This window comes from Pseudocitrobacter sp. RIT415, from assembly GCF_003057695.2.
Classification (GTDB): Bacteria; Pseudomonadota; Gammaproteobacteria; order Enterobacterales; family Enterobacteriaceae; genus Pseudocitrobacter; species Pseudocitrobacter faecalis.
The window spans coordinates 46,105-62,922 of the sequence record NZ_QBJC02000021.1 but is presented as its reverse complement, the minus strand read 5'-3'; the positions used below and the strand labels follow the sequence as shown (position 1 = coordinate 62,922).

Sequence of the window (16,818 nt, the reverse complement as noted above, 5' to 3'; positions counted from 1 at the left end):
CTGGGGATGTAATGACACAACCATTACCGAAAGCACAATCGCAGAGTGCTGAGAATGAACTGGATATTCGCGGTCTGTTTCGCGCGTTATGGTCGGGAAAACGTTGGATTATTGGCTTTGCGGTTCTCTTTGCCGTCATCGTCCTGATTTATACCTTTTTTGCCCGCCAGGAGTGGAGCGCGACGGCGATTACCGATCGTCCCACGGTAAACATGCTGGGTGGCTACTACTCCCAACAGCAATTCCTGCGTAATCTGGATGCGAAGGCGAGCCCGGCGGGCACTATCCAGCCTTCAGTAATGGATGAGGCGTACAAAGAGTTCATTATGCAACTCGCCTCCTGGGATACGCGCCGCGATTTCTGGTCGCAGACCGATTATTACAAGCAGCGTATGGTAGGGAATTCTCGCGCCGATGCGGCATTGCTTGATGAGCTTATCAACGACATTCAGTTTATGCCGGGTGACGTGCTTAAAAGTGTCAGCGACAGCGTGAAGCTGACGGCGGAAACCGCGCCGGACGCCAACAACCTCTTGCGCCAGTATGTCGCATTCGCCAGCCAGCGTGCGGCGGGCCATCTTAACGATGAGCTTAAAGGTGCCTGGGCGGCGCGGACTATTCAGATGAAAGCGCAGGTGAAACGTCAGGAAGAAGTGGCGCAGACCATCTTTAATCGCCGCATTCACAGTGTCGAGTCTGCACTGAAAGTCGCGGAGCAACACAATATTTCCCGCAGCGAAACCGACGTTCCCGCCGAGGAGCTGCCGGATTCCGAACTGTTTATGCTGGGCCGCCCGATGTTACAGGCGCGTCTGGAAAACCTTCAGGCCAGCGGGCCGACCTACGATCTGGAGTACGATCAGGGTCGCGCTATGCTCAACACGCTCAATGTTGGGCCAACACTCGACCCGCGCTTTCAGACATATCGTTATCTGCGCACACCAGAAGAACCCGTTAAACGTACCAGCCCTCGTCGCGCATTCCTGATGGTAATGTGGGGAATTGTCGGCGCGTTGGTGGGTGCGGGTATCGCATTAACACGTCGTCGCGTGTTGTAATGACATCGCCCTGAATCAGGGCGATAGATCTGTCTCATCTACTCGAAGAGAAACGATGTGAAAGTATTGTGTGTATTTGGTACGCGTCCGGAGGCGATCAAGATGGCGCCTCTGGTTCATGCGCTGGCAAGAGATCCTCATTTTGAGGCCAAGGTCTGTGTCACCGCACAGCATCGAGAGATGCTCGATCAGGTGCTAAATCTTTTCTCTATTGTCCCTGATTACGACCTCAACATTATGAGTCCGGGTCAGGGGCTGACGGAAATTACCTGTCGAATCCTTGAAGGATTAAAGCCGGTTCTGGAATCATTCAAACCGGACGTCGTGCTGGTGCACGGCGACACCACCACCACCGCAGCCGCGAGTCTGGCCGCGTTTTATCAACGTATCCCAGTCGGTCACGTAGAAGCCGGGTTGCGTACGGGTAACCTCTACTCCCCGTGGCCAGAAGAAGCCAACCGTACTTTGACCGGGCATCTGGCCATGTATCACTTCGCGCCGACGGAAACGTCGCGCCAGAATCTGCTGAAAGAGAACATTGCCGACACGCGTATTTTTGTCACCGGTAATACGGTTATCGATGCGCTGTTTTGGGTGCGCGATCGCGTGCTGAACAACGAAACGCTGCGTAATGAACTCTCCCGGCGCTATCCTTTCTTAGCGAACGGTAAAAAGATGATTCTGGTTACCGGTCACCGCCGCGAAAGTTTTGGCCGCGGGTTTGAACATATTTGCCACGCGCTGGCTGAAATCGCGGCCACCCATCCGGATGTGCAAATTGTCTACCCAGTGCATCTCAACCCGAACGTTAGCGAGCCGGTGAATCGCATCCTGGGGCATGTGAAAAACGTCATTCTGATTGAGCCGCAGGATTATCTGCCTTTCGTCTGGTTGATGAATCACGCCTGGTTGATTCTCACCGATTCCGGTGGAATTCAGGAGGAAGCACCATCACTGGGCAAACCGGTGCTGGTGATGCGTGACGCCACCGAGCGCCCGGAAGCGATTGACGCGGGGACGGTACGTCTGGTGGGCACCGACAGCCGCCGGATTGTCGACGAAGTGTCGCGCCTGTTGCACGATGAAAACGAATATCAGGCGATGAGCCGGGCACATAACCCGTATGGTGACGGCCAGGCATGCGAACGTATCTTATCAGCCCTTAAAAATAATCAGGTAACGCTATGAGTTTCTCAACCATCTCGGTAATTGGTCTTGGCTATATTGGCCTCCCTACTGCGGCGGCCTTTGCATCCCGGCAAAAAGAGGTCGTCGGTGTGGATATCAACCAGCACGCGGTTGATACAATTAACCGTGGCGAAATTCATATCGTTGAGCCAGACCTCGACAGCGTTGTGAAGACAGCGGTAAGCGCGGGACATCTGCGTGCGACCACCACGCCAGTTGAAGCCGATGCCTACCTGATTGCGGTACCGACGCCGTTTAAAGGCGATCATGAACCGGATATGATCTTTGTTGAAGCGGCGGCGAAGTCGATTGCGCCAGTGCTGAAAAAAGGCGCGCTGGTGATACTTGAGTCGACCTCGCCGGTAGGCGCGACGGAGCAAATGGCCGCATGGCTGGCCGATCTTCGCCCGGACCTCACCTTCCCGCAGCAGGCAGGCGAAAAAGCGGATATCAATATCGCGTATTGCCCGGAGCGCGTATTGCCAGGGCAGGTGATGGTTGAGCTTATAAAAAATGACCGCGTGATTGGTGGTATGACGCCGGTGTGCTCCGCGCGCGCCAGCGAGTTGTATAACATTTTTCTTGAAGGCGAATGTGTAGTCACTAACGCTCGCACGGCAGAAATGTGCAAGTTGACGGAAAACAGCTTCCGCGACGTAAACATCGCCTTTGCTAACGAATTGTCGCTGATTTGCGCCGATCAGGGGATCAACGTCTGGGAACTGATTCGTCTGGCGAATCGTCACCCGCGCGTAAACATCCTCCAACCGGGCCCTGGTGTGGGCGGTCACTGCATCGCTGTAGATCCGTGGTTTATCGTGGCGCAGAACCCGCAGCAGGCGCGCTTGATTCGCACCGCTCGTGAAGTGAACGATCACAAACCGTTCTGGGTGATTGATCAGGTTAAAGCCAACGTGGCGGATTGCCTGGCGGCGACCAACAAACGTGCCAGCGAACTGAAAATTGCCTGTTTTGGCCTGGCATTCAAGCCGAATATTGATGACCTGCGTGAAAGCCCGGCCATGGAAATCGCTGAACTGATTGCCCAATGGCACGCCGGTGAAACGCTGGTCGTTGAACCGAATATTCATCATTTGCCGAAAAAACTCGACGGGTTATGTACGCTGGTTTCTACCGACGATGCGCTGGCTCAGGCAGACGTGATCGTCATGCTGGTCGATCACAATGAATTTAAAGCCATCGCCGCCAGGAATGTCACTCAGTCGTTTATCGTCGATGCGAAAGGGGTGTGGCGTTGAAACGAATTCTGGCCCTCTTTAGAGGGCGTTTCTATGCCCGTCCGCGCCAATATTGAGCCGCTGAACTGGGAAAACCAGTTCTTCGGCATCAACAGCGCGAAGGTTTGTTTTGACGAACAGGCCGAACCGTTGACGCCGGAAGCACTCAACGGCTGGTCGCGCGTGCAGGCTAAAATCGCCGCTCATCAGACAGATCGGCTGGATGCATTACAACAGCTGGGTTTTCAATTGGTGGAAGGCGAGGTCGATTTGGCACTGACGGTTAAAGCCGTTGCCCATTCATCTGCCGGGGTGGCGACGGTTGACGATATTCCGCAACTGCGACAGCTTGCCGCACAGGCATTCTCGCAAAGCCGTTTTCGCGCGCCGTGGTATGCCATCGACGCCAGCGGGCGGTTTTACGCGCAGTGGATTGAAAACGCGGTAAAAGGCACCTTCGACGATCAATGTCTGGTTTTCCGCCACGATGACGGCACGATCCGTGCATTTGTTTCGCTACGTGAATTGAACGCCAGTGAGGCGCGTATTGGCCTGCTGGCCGGGCGCGGCGCGGGCGCAGAATTAATGCAGGCAGCACTATACTGGGCGCAGACGCGCGGCCTGTCGACGCTGCGGGTTGCGACGCAAATCGGCAATACCGCAGCACTGAAACGCTACATTCAAAGCGGGGCGAATATTGTCAGCACCGCATACTGGTTATACAGGTGACACCATGATTCCATTTAACGCCCCGCCGGTGGTGGGAACCGAACTCGACTATATGCAATCCGCGATGGGCAGCGGCAAACTGTGCGGCGATGGGGGTTTTACCCGCCGCTGCCAGCAGTGGATGGAGCAGCATTTTGGCAGCGCGAAAGTGCTGCTGACGCCGTCCTGCACCGCATCCCTGGAGATGGCGGCGCTGCTGCTGGATATCCAGCCGGGTGATGAAGTGATCATGCCCAGCTACACCTTCGTTTCTACCGCCAACGCGTTTGTCCTGCGCGGAGCCAAAATTGTCTTCGTGGATGTGCGTAAAGACACCATGAATATCGATGAAACGCTGATCGAAGCAGCAATCACCGATAAAACCCGCGCGATTGTGCCGGTGCATTACGCAGGCGTGGCCTGTGAAATGGACACCATTATGGCCATCGCCAAAAAGCATAATCTGTTTGTCGTTGAAGACGCTGCACAGGGCGTGATGTCGATCTATAAAGGCCGCGCGCTGGGATCTATCGGTCATATTGGCTGCTTTAGCTTCCATGAAACCAAAAACTACACCGCAGGCGGAGAAGGCGGCGCGACGTTAATCAACGATAAAGCGCTGGTGGAACGTGCGGAGATCATCCGCGAGAAAGGCACCAACCGCAGCCAGTTTTTCCGCGGCCTGGTAGACAAATACACCTGGCGTGATATCGGCTCGAGCTACCTGATGTCCGATCTCCAGGCGGCCTATTTGTGGGCACAGCTGGAAGCGGCGGAACGTATTAACCAACAGCGCCTGGCGCTATGGCAAACCTACTATGACGCGTTGCAACCGCTGGCGAAATCCGGGCGTATTGAACTGCCGTCGGTGCCGGAAAACTGTGGCCACAACGCGCATATGTTCTATATCAAGCTGCGTGATAATGACGATCGCAGCAAGCTTATCGCTTTCCTGAAAGAAGCCGAAATTCTGGCGGTCTTCCACTACATTCCGCTGCATACCTGTCCGGCAGGTGAGAAGTTTGGCGAATTCCATGGGGAAGATCGCTTCACCACCCAGGAAAGCGAGCGTTTGCTCCGTCTGCCGCTGTTCTACAATCTGGCGGCGGTCAATCAGCGCACGGTGATCAATACGCTGCTGAACTACTTCGCCTGATATGTCACTGGCTAAAGCTTCCGTGTGGACCGCCGCGTCCACGCTGGTAAAAATTGGTGTTGGCCTGCTGGTGGTCAAACTGCTGGCGGTCTCATTCGGGCCGTCGGGCGTGGGGCAGGCGGGTAACTTCCGTCAGCTGGTCACCGTATTAGGCGTGCTGGCGGGCGCGGGGATTTTTAACGGCGTTACTAAATTTGTTGCCGAGCATCATGACGACCCGACACAACTGCGTAAAGTGGTCGGTACCTCGTCGGCGATGGTGTTGGGGTTCTCCACGCTACTCGCTCTCGTTTTCCTGCTGGCTGCAGCACCTGTCAGCCAGGCGCTGTTTGGTCATACGGAATATCAGGGGCTGGTGCGTCTGGTTGCGCTGGTACAGATGGGCATCGCGTGGGCAAACCTGCTGCTGGCATTGATGAAAGGCTTTCGCGATGCGGCGGGCAATGCGCTCTCCCTGATTGCCGGGAGTTTTATTGGTGTTGTTGCCTATTACGCCTGTTATCGCTTTGGTGGATATCAGGGCGCGCTGCTCGGCCTGGCGCTGGTTCCGGCGCTGATCGTTATCCCGGCGGCGGTCATGTTGACGCGTCGCGGCACCATTCCGTGGGGATACCTGAAGCCGCGGTGGGACATGTGGCTTGCCGGTCAATTAGGCAAATTCACCCTGATGGCGCTCATCACCTCGGTTACGCTTCCCGTGGCGTATGTGATGATGCGAAACCTGATGGCGGCGCATTACAGCTGGGATGAAGTGGGGATTTGGCAGGGGGTAAGCAGTATATCCGATGCTTACCTGCAATTTATTACCGCGTCTTTTAGCGTCTATTTGCTGCCTACGTTATCGCGATTGACAGGAAAATCGGAGATTACCCGTGAAATCCTCCGATCCCTTAAGTTTGTCTTACCCGCCGTCGCGGCGGCGAGTTTTACCGTTTGGATATTGCGCGATTTCGCTATCTGGCTGCTCTTCTCCGCGAAGTTTGCCGCTATGCGCGACCTGTTTGCGTGGCAGTTGGTGGGCGATGTGCTGAAAGTCGGCGCTTACGTTTTTGGTTATCTGGTGATTGCCAAAGCGTCGCTGCGCCTGTATATCCTTGCGGAAATCAGCCAGTTTACGCTGCTTACTGCGTTTTCACACTGGCTGATACCGGCGCATGGCGCGCTGGGCGCGGCACAAGCCTATATGGCAACCTACATTGTTTATTTCGCCCTTTGTTGCGGCGCGTTTTTAATCTGGCGTAAACGGCTATGACAGCACTGATACATGTTCTGGGATCGGATATCCCTCACCACAACCAGACCGTACTCCGCTTCTTTTCTGAAGAACTGGCAGGCACCAGCGAACATGCGCGCCAGTTTATGGTGGTGAGTCGTGACGACAGCCTGGTGGCGACATACACCGCCCTGGCCATCGAGTGCTACCCCGATAAAGCGACGCTGGCAAAAGCGGTGGTCGCGCGGGCGAAGGCATCACGCGCGCAGCATTTCTTTTTCCACGGCCAGTTCAATACGGGCCTGTGGCTGGCGCTGCTGAGTGGCGGTATCAAACCTGCGCAGTTTAACTGGCACATTTGGGGGGCGGATCTCTACGAAGTCTCTCAGGGGCTGAAGTTCCGTCTGTTCTATCCGCTGCGCCGCATGGCACAGGCGCGGGTGGGATGTGTATTCGCCACGCGCGGCGATCTCAGCTATTTTGCTCGTATACACCCTCGCGTACACGGTGAACTGCTTTACTTCCCGACACGCATGGATCCGGCGTTAAATACGCTGGCACCGGGCGCGCCGCGTAGCGGGAAACTCACCATTCTGGTAGGGAACTCCGGCGATCGCAGTAACGAGCATATCGCCGCGTTAAAAGCGGTACATCAGCAGTTTGGCGACACGGTCACGGTAATTGTGCCGATGGGCTATCCGGCCAATAACGACGCGTACATTAATGAGGTGCGTGCCGCCGGGCTGGCGCTGTTTAGCGAAGAGAATCTGCAAATTCTCAGCGAAAAGCTGGAATTTGACGACTATCTGGCGTTATTACGCCGCTGCGACCTGGGCTATTTTATTTTTGCCCGCCAGCAGGGCATTGGCACGCTGTGTCTGTTGATTCAGGCGGGCGTACCCTGCGTGCTCAATCGGCAGAATCCCTTCTGGCAGGATATGACTGAGCAGCACATCCCGGTTCTGTTTACGGAAGACGCGCTGGATGAAGCGGTTGTGCGTGAGGCCCAGCGTCAACTGGCGCTGGTGGATAAAAGCGCGATTACTTTCTTCCGCCCGAACTATCTGGGGCCCTGGCATCGTGCCCTGCGTTTAGCCGCCGGAGAGCCGATATGACGGAAATGCAATTCACTGGCCTGTTTGTGGTGTGGCTGCTGTCATCGCTGTTTATCGGCACGCTCACCTGGTTTGAGTTTCGTCGGGTGCGTTTTAACTTCAACGTATTCTTCTCGTTGCTGTTTCTACTCACGTTCTTCTTCGGCTTCCCGCTCACCTGTACGCTGGTGTTCCGCTTCGACGTGGGCGTTGCGCCGCCGGAAGTTCTGCTGCAAACGCTGCTGGCCTCGGTCTGTTTCTACGCCGTGTACTACGTGAGTTATAAAACGCGCCTGCGTCCGGCGTCGTCCGGCGTACCGCGCAGGCCGCTGTTCACCATGAACCGGGTAGAGACTAACCTGACGTGGATCCTGCTGATGGGGCTGGCGCTACTGACGGTTGGCATCTTCTTTATGCATAACGGCTTCCTGCTGTTTAAGCTGCGCTCGTACAGCCAGATTTTCTCCAGCGAAGTGTCCGGCGTAGCACTGAAGCGTTTCTTCTACTTCTTTATTCCGGCGATGCTGGTGGTGTACTTCCTGCGTCCTGGCTGGAAAGCGTGGATCTTCTTCCTGCTCAGCACCGTGGCATTTGGTTTACTGACCTACGCCATTGTCGGCGGCACGCGCGCCAACATTATTATCGCCTTCGCCATCTTCCTGTTTATCGGCATTATTCGCGGCTGGATCTCGTTGTGGATGCTGGCGGCGGCAGGTGTGATGGGGATTGTCGGCATGTTCTGGCTGGCACTGAAGCGCTATGGAATGAGCGTGAGTGGCGACGAAGCGTTCTACACGTTCCTTTATCTGACGCGTGATACCTTCTCGCCGTGGGAAAACCTGGCGCTGCTGTTGCAGAACTACGACAAAATTGATTTCCAGGGGCTGGCGCCGATTGCGCGCGACTTCTATGTTTTCATCCCAACCTGGCTGTGGCCTGATCGTCCTGGCATCGTGCTCAATACCGCTAACTACTTCACCTGGGAAGTGCTGAATAACCACTCCGGGCTGGCGATTTCCCCGACGCTGATTGGTTCGCTGGTGGTGATGGGCGGCGTGTGGTTTATCCCACTGGGCGCGGTGGTGGTGGGGCTTATCATTAAGTGGTTCGACTGGCTCTACATGCTGGGTAATGAAGAGACCAACCGCTATAAAGCGGCCATTCTGCACAGTTTCTGTTTTGGCGCTATCTTCAATATGATCGTGCTGGCGAGGGAAGGGCTGGATTCATTTGTTTCGCGCGTGGTCTTTTTCCTGGTTGTTTTCGGCCTCTGTTTACTGGTGGCAAAACTGTTGTACTGGCTGTTTGAAAGCGCGGGGCTGGTTCACCAGCGATTTAAACCGCTTAAGCATGTTTGAAAAGGATACTCATGACTGATTCACATACCGCGCCAACCTACGAGCTGCGCGGTCTGAAGCTTGTCGGCTGGCGCAACATGCAGCATGCGCTGGACTTTCTTTATGCCGATGGGCAGCTCAAAAGCGGCACGCTGGTGGCGATTAACGCCGAGAAAATGCTGACGGCGGAAGATAACGCCGACGTCCGCACGCTTATTAACGCGGCGGAATATAAGTACGCCGATGGCATCAGCGTGGTACGCTCGGTACGCAAAAAATACCCGCAGGCGGACGTCTCGCGCGTGGCCGGAGCCGATCTCTGGGAAGCCTTAATGGAACGGGCGGGCAGAGAGGGTACGCCAGTCTTTCTGGTGGGGGGGAAACCGGAAGTGATGGCCCAAACGGAAGCGAAGCTCCGTCAGCAGTGGAATGTGAATCTGGTCGGCACGCAGGACGGCTATTTTAAACCGGAACAACGGCAGGCGCTGTTTGAGCGCATTCGCGACAGCGGGGCGAAAATTGTCACCGTCGCTATGGGCTCGCCTAAGCAGGAGATCCTGATGCGTGACTGCCGTGAAATCTATCCGGATGCGCTCTATATGGGCGTGGGTGGCACCTACGATGTCTTTACCGGCCACGTGAAGCGCGCGCCGAAGTTCTGGCAGAATCTGGGGCTGGAGTGGCTTTTCCGTCTGCTTTCACAGCCGAGCCGCATTACCCGCCAGCTCCGCCTGTTGCGCTATCTGCGCTGGCACTACACCAATCAGCTGTAATCCTTTCCTGAAAATGTGAATGATTGCGCAATATTTGCGCGATTCATTCGCATATTTAATACTTTGTTTGCCATTTATCAAAAATTGTTAAACCATTCGCACCCTTGATGGAAAATCCGTCTGTTTTTTGATATCCCCCTACCTGTAAGCGTTATGCGTTTTACACATAAAAATAACCGGCAATGACCGGAAATCATGCAAACACAAGAGGATTTATGGCAGAGAAAAAACCGGAGCTCCAGCGCGGTCTGGAAGCCCGTCACATTGAATTAATCGCCCTTGGCGGCACCATTGGTGTCGGCTTGTTCATGGGTGCTGCAAGTACGCTTAAGTGGGCAGGTCCGTCAGTACTGCTGGCCTACATTTTGGCTGGGGTATTTGTCTTCTTCATTATGCGTTCAATGGGCGAAATGCTGTTTATCGAGCCGGTCACCGGGTCGTTCGCCGTTTACGCGCACCGCTATATGAGCCCGTTCTTTGGCTATCTCACCGCGTGGTCCTACTGGTTTATGTGGATGGCGGTGGGGATCTCGGAAATTACCGCCATTGGTGTCTATGTACAGTTCTGGTTCCCGGAGATGGCGCAGTGGATACCGGCGTTGATTGCCGTCGGGCTGGTGGCGCTGGCGAACCTGGCGGCGGTGCGCCTGTACGGTGAAATTGAATTCTGGTTCGCGATGATTAAAGTCACCACTATCATAGTGATGATTGTGATTGGCCTTGGCGTGATCTTCTTCGGCTTCGGTAACGGCGGCCACTCGATTGGTTTTGAAAACCTCACGGCACACGGCGGCTTCTTTGCGGGTGGCTGGAAAGGCTTCCTGACGGCGCTCTGTATCGTGGTCGCCTCCTATCAGGGCGTTGAATTAATCGGCATGACCGCAGGTGAAGCGAAAAACCCGCAGGTCACCTTGCGCAGCGCGGTAGGCAAGGTGCTGTGGCGTATCCTGATTTTCTATGTCGGTGCGATCTTTGTCATTGTCACCATCTTCCCGTGGAATGAAATCGGCACTAACGGCAGCCCGTTTGTCCTGACTTTCGCCAAAATTGGTATTACGGCCGCGGCGGGGATTATTAACTTTGTGGTACTGACGGCGGCACTTTCCGGCTGTAACAGCGGGATGTACAGCTGTGGCCGTATGCTTTACGCGCTGGCGAAGAACCGTCAGCTTCCGGCGGCGATGGCGAAAGTGTCGCGCAGCGGTGTTCCGGCGGCGGGGGTTGCGCTCTCTATTGTGATTCTGCTGATTGGCTCCTGCCTCAACTACATCATTCCAAACCCGCAGCGCGTGTTTGTTTATGTATATAGCGCCAGCGTTCTGCCGGGCATGGTACCGTGGTTTGTGATTCTGATTAGCCAGATTCGCTTCCGTCGCGCGCACAAAGAAGCGATTGCCAGCCATCCGTTCCGCTCGCTGCTCTTCCCGTGGGCCAACTATTTAACGATGGCGTTCCTGGTTTGTGTGCTGATCGGCATGGGAATTAACGAAGATACACGCATGTCGCTGTTTGTCGGGATCCTCTTTTTAGTGGCCGTTACCCTGGTTTATAAAGTTTTTGGCCTGAATCGGGGTGTGGATCTGCAAAAAGTGGAGAAATAAGCGACAAAACGCACAAACCCTGAGCAAACGATAATTTTCTTTAAAAAGGCACTAGACAGCGGGGTGGGAAGTCCGTATTATCCGACCCCGCAACGGCGCTAAGCGCCCGTAGCTCAGCTGGATAGAGCGCTGCCCTCCGGAGGCAGAGGTCTCAGGTTCGAATCCTGTCGGGCGCACCATTTACCCGGTGCTGGAGCTGCGGTGGTTTTGATAACCGCGTAAAAGATTTGCAGTGGTGGCTATAGCTCAGTTGGTAGAGCCCTGGATTGTGATTCCAGTTGTCGTGGGTTCGAATCCCATTAGCCACCCCATTATTTAAAAGTTGTGACAATGCGAAGGTGGCGGAATTGGTAGACGCGCTAGCTTCAGGTGTTAGTGTTCTTACGGACGTGGGGGTTCAAGTCCCCCCCCTCGCACCACGACTTTAAAGATTGAACTAAAAATTCAAAAAGCAGTATTTCGGCGAGTAGCGCAGCTTGGTAGCGCAACTGGTTTGGGACCAGTGGGTCGGAGGTTCGAATCCTCTCTCGCCGACCAATTTTGAACCCCGCTTCGGCGGGGTTTTTTGTTTTCTGTGCATCGCGCACATTTCTGAATTTCCCACCATTCGCAAAAAACGCCCCTTTCGCAAATCTGCATATCACTATGATGGCGGATTCTGATGCTTAAGGATGGCGACGATGTCACACCAGATCCCAATCCGTGCGTTTCATGCGATGGCGAAACCCAGCGGATCCGAATGCAACCTCAACTGTACTTACTGTTTCTACCTGGAAAAGCAGGCGCTTTATTCCGACGCTGGTACGTGCTCGCGGATGAACGATGCGACGCTGGATGCTTACATCAAAAACTATATTGCTGCCGTTGAAGGGCAGGCTGAGGTGGCGTTTACCTGGCAAGGAGGTGAGCCGACGTTGCTGGGGCTAGACTTTTACCGGCGTGCAGTGGCATTACAGGCGAAATATGGCGCGGGTCGGCGCATCAGTAACAGTTTTCAAACCAACGGCGTGCTGCTGGATGATGAGTGGTGTACCTTTTTCCGGCAACATCACTTTTTAATCGGCCTGTCGCTGGATGGCCCGGCAGATATTCACAATGCATATCGCCTGACTAAAGGCGGAAAGCCGACGCACAAGCTGGTGATGCGCGCACTGGCGTTACTCCAAAAGCACGGCGTCGACTACAACGTGCTGGCCTGCGTAAACCGGCAAAGCGCGCTGGAACCGCGAAAAGTGTATGATTTTCTCTGCGAGGCCGGGGTGCAGTTTATCCAGTTTATTCCGGTGGTTGAGCGACAAGCCGGAACGTGGGAAGCCAAAGCAGGCCTTTCTTTGCATGGGCCCGGAAGCGAAAGCGCGGCAGAGGGGGTCACGGAATGGTCAGTCCTTCCGAGAGCGTACGGTGAATTCCTGACGGCGGTGTTCGAACGCTGGATCCAGCGCGATGTTGGCACTGTCTTTGTAATGAACATTGAATGGGCATTCGCTAACTTTGTCGGCGCGCCAGGCGCGGTTTGTCATCATCAGCCCACCTGCGGACGCTCGGTGGTGGTGGAGCATAACGGCGATGTTTACGCTTGCGATCACTACGTTTACCCGAAATATCATCTCGGCAATCTTCATCACCACACCTTTGCAGATATGATTGATGTTCCCGCTCAGCAGCAGTTTGGGCAGGATAAATATGCGCGCCTGCCATTGGCCTGCAAGCAGTGCGATGTATTAAAAGCGTGCTGGGGGGGGTGTCCCAGGCATCGCTTTATGCCCGGAAATGACGGCGATATAAACTATCTCTGCGAGGGATTCCGTCACTACTTCCGCCATTTACCACCCTATCTGAAAGCGATGCGCGACCTGATCGCCAGCGGCCGCCCGGCCAGCGATATCATGAAGGCGCATCTGATTTTTCCGCAAAAATAAAAAAGCCCGCTGATGATCGGCGGGCTTGTGTCCATGCGTTACAGTTTGATCTGCACTTTAGGCGGGTACTTCTTCAGAATTTCCATGTAGGCATGCGCTTCTGTTTGCAGCGGCACACCCATCGGGATATGACGCACCCCGATAGAATCAGACTCCTGTGGATCGGTGTAGAGGTTAAAGACCATGGAGCCGGCGGTTGGCATCACGGCGCCGGTGAAACCGCCCTGATAACCGCTTTGTGTAAAGGCATACGGCTGTTGGATGACCATATGGTACTTGAACTCATCCATACGAACCGCCGCCAACTGACCATTCAGGAAATAGTGCTCGGCCTTACGATTAGACTGACCATTGTCGCCTACGAAGAACGAGGTCTGGTCTACGCCATCGATAAAGGTGGTCTTCGGTACCAGTTTCGCCACTTCCGCGCCCGGATGCCCGGCCAGATCCAGCGTGGTCGGGAACAGGTCGGCGAGATCGACAATGCCATCAGATTTACGCGGTTGAATCATTCCTTTCCAGTAAACAAACGTTGGTACGCGCACGCCGCCTTCCCAGGTTGATCCTTTAGAGCCGCGGAACGGCGTACGACCATGCGGCGGCACTTCCGCTTCCGGGCCGTTATCGGAGGTGAAAACAATCAGCGTATTCTCGAGCTGGCCAGTTTTTTCCAGCGTTTTATACAGATTGGCGAAGATATCATTCATCTCAACCATGCAATCACTGTAGGAGGTGCGCGCCGGAGAACTGCCCGCGTATTTCGCATTCGGGTAGTTATCGAAGTGGCAACCGCGCGTACCGTAGTAGAGGAAGAATGGTTTATCGCTCTTCGCCATCTTATTGATAAAGTCGACGCCGTATTTCATCCAGCGCTGATCGAGATCTTCCATATACTTAGGCGTGATATCGGCAACGGCTTCCTGCTTGCCACCGCGTACGGCGTGAACATCATCCTTGCTGAACGGCAGTTTTTTGATGTATTCCGAACGTGCCGGGCTGAGCGCCACTTCCGGGTTAACGTTCACGTCACGCCACTCGGTGTACATATCCGATACCGAATTAAAGCCGCGGAAATCGTCAAAGCCGACATTCTGCGGCTGCGAGCCTTCATTTTCGCCCATGTGCCATTTACCGATGGCCTGCGTCACGTAGCCCTGATCGTGCAACAGTTGCGGTAGCGTGGTGAGCCCTTCCAGCCCGCCAGGCATGCCATACATCGGTGGCATCAGAATGCCATGGTGAACGGAATACTGCCCGGTCAGAATAGTGGCGCGGGTTGGAGAAGAACTTGGCTGCGAATAGGCAGAAGTGAGAATTAACCCCTGGCTGGCGACGGCGTCAATATCTGGCGTTGGGTTGCCCACCGCCACACCGCCGCCGTTAAAGCCGACGTCCATCCAGCCGACATCATCCAGCAGGAAAATCACCACGTTCGGTTTCTTACCAGTTTTTTTCTGCAATTCAGCCAGTTTCTGCTGAGTTTGTTTGTCCTGCGCCGGATGCTGCATAACCGGCATCATGTTATCGGCAATTTTGGTTGCCGGGGTAACCAGGTACTGGTTAGGATGATCGTATCCCGCAAAGCCTTTACGCGCGGTGGCGGAAGCTGGTGTATCCGCAGCGTAGGCCAGGACAGGAAGGGCTGCAGCCATCGCGACAACAAGCAATTTTGGTGAAAAAGAAAAGTCCATTATTAATGCTCCGTTTTCATATCTTCCACATGAAGGAGTAATTTCGCAGTGAGGCGCATAAATATAAATTTCTGTAGAGATAAAAGATCATGCGCTTCATCATCCTACTCTCCAGACGTATGATTTGTAAGATAATGAAATTGCATCTCTTTGATTATTATTGCGGTTTTTAATTTTTTGCGAATGATTTATTTATATTTCATATGAATTCAATTATTAAATATACCCATAATTATATTTTTAATGAATGGGCGTTTATTATTTATTCTCAAAATGAATTTATAAAATAAATATCATTTTATTTTATTGGGGTAGAAAAGAAATACAATTTTTGTACAGAAAAATCCCATTCCTTCAGAAAGGGGATGATTTTGTGTCAAAGTATGTGCAATAATGCGCGCCGTAGATGCTCATTCCATCTCTTATGCTCGCCTTCTGGCCTCATAAACTCAGGAATGACGCAGAGCCGTTTACGGTGCTTATCGTCCGATGACAGATGTCGCTCAGGCCTCATCAGACACCATGGACATAACGTTGAGTGAAGCACCCATTGTTGTCATAAAGACCTGTTTTAACGCCTGCTCCTGTGAGCAGGCGTTTTTTTATGGCTAAAAAAGGGGGCCGATTGGCCCCCTGAAGCAGTGATTATTGCGGTGGATTATTTTGCAAGGTAAGCATCAATCCATCGCGGCGCATCGCCGCAGCCTCTTCCGGCCTTTTCAGACGGTCGAGGGTGTCGGCAAGCCAGGCATAGTCGAAGGCATCGGGGCGCTGTTTAAGCGCGGCGCGGAAAGCGATGCTCGCTTCCTGCCACTCGCCGTGTTTCATCAGCGATTGGCCCAGCGTGCTCCAGAGCAGTGGACGATCGCCAACGCTCTTAATCTGCTGGCGCAGCATTTTTTCCAGTTGTTCCGGATTATTGGTGCGCAGACGCGGGATCAACAACACCAGACGATCGTCATACTGGCGTTTCAGCCCGTCGATGATGATTAGCTGCGCCGTGTCATGGTCGTCACACTCAATTAAGTGCTCCGCCATGGCTACCTGAAGCGGCACTTCGTGGCGCGTTTTACGGCTCTGGTTTTTCCACCAGTTGCGTAACCCTTCGCTTCCTTCGTCGGCACGGGCTTTATCCATCAGGCCAATCCACGCCTGTTGCTCCAGCGCGGCACGATGGGCTTCATCACCCACGTTGGCTTTCGCCATGGAAGGGATGATATCCAGCAGGGAGCTCCATGCGCCGGTGCGGATGTAAGCCTGCTCGGCAAGACGTAGCACTTCCGGATGACGCGGCGTAATTTCCAGCAGCTTATCGACGCCGTGGCGTGCCGCGTGATCTTCATTGCGCGCAAGCTGTAAACGCACGCGGGTGATTTCAACCGGAATCAAATCATTGCCGGCATTCTCTTCTGCGCGTTGCAGATGCTGATTGGCGCGTGCCTCATCACCGCGCTGTTGGGCGGCTTCGGCGGCCAACAGATAGTTCACCACCGGCTGTTCGGCGTGATCGGCATTTTTCGCCATCAGCTTCTCAACCTGCTGGTAATCGCCTTCTGCCAGTTTGAGCAGCGCCTGTTCCGTTTGCTTACGCGCGCGGCGGCGTTTGCGGCCCACGAACCAGCCGCGCGTATGCGCACCGGTGCGGAAGATGCGACGCAGCACCCATTCGAGGGCAAACAGCACCACCATGATAAGGATCATGATGATCACTAACCCGGTGACGCTGGTTTCGACGTTGTAGTTATCCGTTTGGATCAGCACGTAACCCTGGTGCCCGGCGATCATCGGGCCGACGACGATCCCGGCGATCAGCAGTGCGAAGAGTAATAAAACTTTCAACAT

General features: G+C 54.3%; 13 protein-coding genes and 4 tRNA genes. 15 read left to right on the top strand and 2 right to left on the bottom strand.

All coding sequences use genetic code 11. The features are described from left to right. Positions 1-11: 11 nt before the first annotated feature. The 15 genes from wzzE to DBY68_RS18165 all read left to right on the top strand — a co-directional run bounded on the left by wzzE (position 12) and on the right by DBY68_RS18165 (position 13,285). Entirely contained in the window at positions 12-1,058 is a 1,047-nt protein-coding gene (gene wzzE, locus DBY68_RS18235; RefSeq protein WP_108476925.1) for an ECA polysaccharide chain length modulation protein, read from the top strand. A 57-nt stretch (positions 1,059-1,115) separates the two neighbouring features. Next, positions 1,116-2,246, top strand: coding sequence for a UDP-N-acetylglucosamine 2-epimerase (non-hydrolyzing) (gene wecB / locus DBY68_RS18230; RefSeq protein WP_108476924.1), 1,131 nt, complete (start codon positions 1,116-1,118; stop codon positions 2,244-2,246). Continuing rightward, positions 2,243-3,505 (top strand): UDP-N-acetyl-D-mannosamine dehydrogenase, encoded by a 1,263-nt coding sequence (gene wecC, locus DBY68_RS18225; RefSeq protein WP_108476923.1) that lies wholly within the window; start codon positions 2,243-2,245, stop codon positions 3,503-3,505. Before wecB ends, wecC begins: the two co-directional genes overlap by 4 nt. A gap of 33 nt (positions 3,506-3,538) precedes the next feature. Beyond that, positions 3,539-4,213, top strand: a complete 675-nt coding sequence (rffC, locus tag DBY68_RS18220) for a dTDP-4-amino-4,6-dideoxy-D-galactose acyltransferase (RefSeq protein WP_108476922.1) — start codon at positions 3,539-3,541, stop codon at positions 4,211-4,213. Between the two features lie 4 nt (positions 4,214-4,217). Next, positions 4,218-5,348, top strand: a complete 1,131-nt coding sequence (gene rffA / locus DBY68_RS18215; RefSeq protein ID WP_108476921.1) for a dTDP-4-amino-4,6-dideoxygalactose transaminase — start codon at positions 4,218-4,220, stop codon at positions 5,346-5,348. 1 nt (position 5,349) lies between these two features. Continuing rightward, on the top strand, positions 5,350-6,600 hold the full coding sequence (gene wzxE / locus DBY68_RS18210) for a lipid III flippase WzxE (RefSeq protein ID WP_108476920.1): 1,251 nt from the start codon (positions 5,350-5,352) through the stop codon (positions 6,598-6,600). Further along, positions 6,597-7,676: a TDP-N-acetylfucosamine:lipid II N-acetylfucosaminyltransferase gene (locus DBY68_RS18205; RefSeq protein WP_108476919.1), complete on the top strand. Its 1,080-nt coding sequence runs from the start codon at positions 6,597-6,599 to the stop codon at positions 7,674-7,676. Before wzxE ends, DBY68_RS18205 begins: the two co-directional genes overlap by 4 nt. Next, positions 7,673-9,013: an ECA oligosaccharide polymerase gene (gene wzyE / locus DBY68_RS18200; protein WP_108476918.1), complete on the top strand. Its 1,341-nt coding sequence runs from the start codon at positions 7,673-7,675 to the stop codon at positions 9,011-9,013. Before DBY68_RS18205 ends, wzyE begins: the two co-directional genes overlap by 4 nt. Before the next feature lie 11 nt (positions 9,014-9,024). Continuing rightward, complete coding sequence (wecG, locus tag DBY68_RS18195; protein WP_108476917.1) at positions 9,025-9,765, top strand: lipopolysaccharide N-acetylmannosaminouronosyltransferase; 741 nt, start codon at positions 9,025-9,027, stop codon at positions 9,763-9,765. Positions 9,766-9,980: 215 nt separating this feature from the next. Further along, positions 9,981-11,366 carry an amino acid permease gene (locus DBY68_RS18190; RefSeq protein ID WP_108476916.1) on the top strand — a complete coding sequence of 462 codons (1,386 nt, stop codon included), beginning with the start codon at positions 9,981-9,983 and terminating at the stop codon, positions 11,364-11,366. Between the two features lie 102 nt (positions 11,367-11,468). Then, positions 11,469-11,545: transfer RNA gene (locus DBY68_RS18185), tRNA-Arg, on the top strand. A gap of 56 nt (positions 11,546-11,601) precedes the next feature. Next, positions 11,602-11,677 (top strand) — tRNA-His (locus tag DBY68_RS18180). 21 nt (positions 11,678-11,698) lie between these two features. Beyond that, positions 11,699-11,785, top strand: a tRNA-Leu gene (locus tag DBY68_RS18175). 41 nt (positions 11,786-11,826) lie between these two features. Then, positions 11,827-11,903 (top strand) — tRNA-Pro (locus DBY68_RS18170). A 143-nt stretch (positions 11,904-12,046) separates the two neighbouring features. Further along, the gene (locus tag DBY68_RS18165; RefSeq protein ID WP_108476915.1) at positions 12,047-13,285 is read left to right on the top strand and encodes an anaerobic sulfatase maturase; all 1,239 of its coding nucleotides are present in this window, start codon (positions 12,047-12,049) and stop codon (positions 13,283-13,285) included. Positions 13,286-13,323: 38 nt separating this feature from the next. Here DBY68_RS18165 and DBY68_RS18160 read toward each other — a convergent pair whose 3' ends face one another. Both DBY68_RS18160 and hemY read right to left on the bottom strand, forming a co-directional pair. Continuing rightward, a complete protein-coding gene (locus DBY68_RS18160) occupies positions 13,324-14,976 on the bottom strand; it encodes a sulfatase-like hydrolase/transferase (protein WP_108476914.1) in 1,653 nt (550 codons plus the stop codon). Between the two features lie 645 nt (positions 14,977-15,621). Further along, positions 15,622-16,818, bottom strand: a complete 1,197-nt coding sequence (hemY, locus tag DBY68_RS18155; protein WP_108476913.1) for a protoheme IX biogenesis protein HemY — start codon at positions 16,816-16,818, stop codon at positions 15,622-15,624.

Coding starts and splice junctions, on each gene's coding strand:
- wzzE (WP_108476925.1), top strand. CDS start 12: ATGACACAACCATTACCGAAAGCACAATCGCAGAGTGCTGAGAATGAA.
- wecC (WP_108476923.1), top strand. CDS start 2,243: ATGAGTTTCTCAACCATCTCGGTAATTGGTCTTGGCTATATTGGCCTC.
- rffC (WP_108476922.1), top strand. CDS start 3,539: ATGCCCGTCCGCGCCAATATTGAGCCGCTGAACTGGGAAAACCAGTTC.
- rffA (WP_108476921.1), top strand. CDS start 4,218: ATGATTCCATTTAACGCCCCGCCGGTGGTGGGAACCGAACTCGACTAT.
- wzxE (WP_108476920.1), top strand. CDS start 5,350: ATGTCACTGGCTAAAGCTTCCGTGTGGACCGCCGCGTCCACGCTGGTA.
- DBY68_RS18205 (WP_108476919.1), top strand. CDS start 6,597: ATGACAGCACTGATACATGTTCTGGGATCGGATATCCCTCACCACAAC.
- wzyE (WP_108476918.1), top strand. CDS start 7,673: ATGACGGAAATGCAATTCACTGGCCTGTTTGTGGTGTGGCTGCTGTCA.
- wecG (WP_108476917.1), top strand. CDS start 9,025: ATGACTGATTCACATACCGCGCCAACCTACGAGCTGCGCGGTCTGAAG.
- DBY68_RS18190 (WP_108476916.1), top strand. CDS start 9,981: ATGGCAGAGAAAAAACCGGAGCTCCAGCGCGGTCTGGAAGCCCGTCAC.
- DBY68_RS18165 (WP_108476915.1), top strand. CDS start 12,047: ATGTCACACCAGATCCCAATCCGTGCGTTTCATGCGATGGCGAAACCC.
- DBY68_RS18160 (WP_108476914.1), bottom strand. CDS start 14,976: ATGGACTTTTCTTTTTCACCAAAATTGCTTGTTGTCGCGATGGCTGCA.
- hemY (WP_108476913.1), bottom strand. CDS start 16,818: ATGTTGAAAGTTTTATTACTCTTCGCACTGCTGATCGCCGGGATCGTC.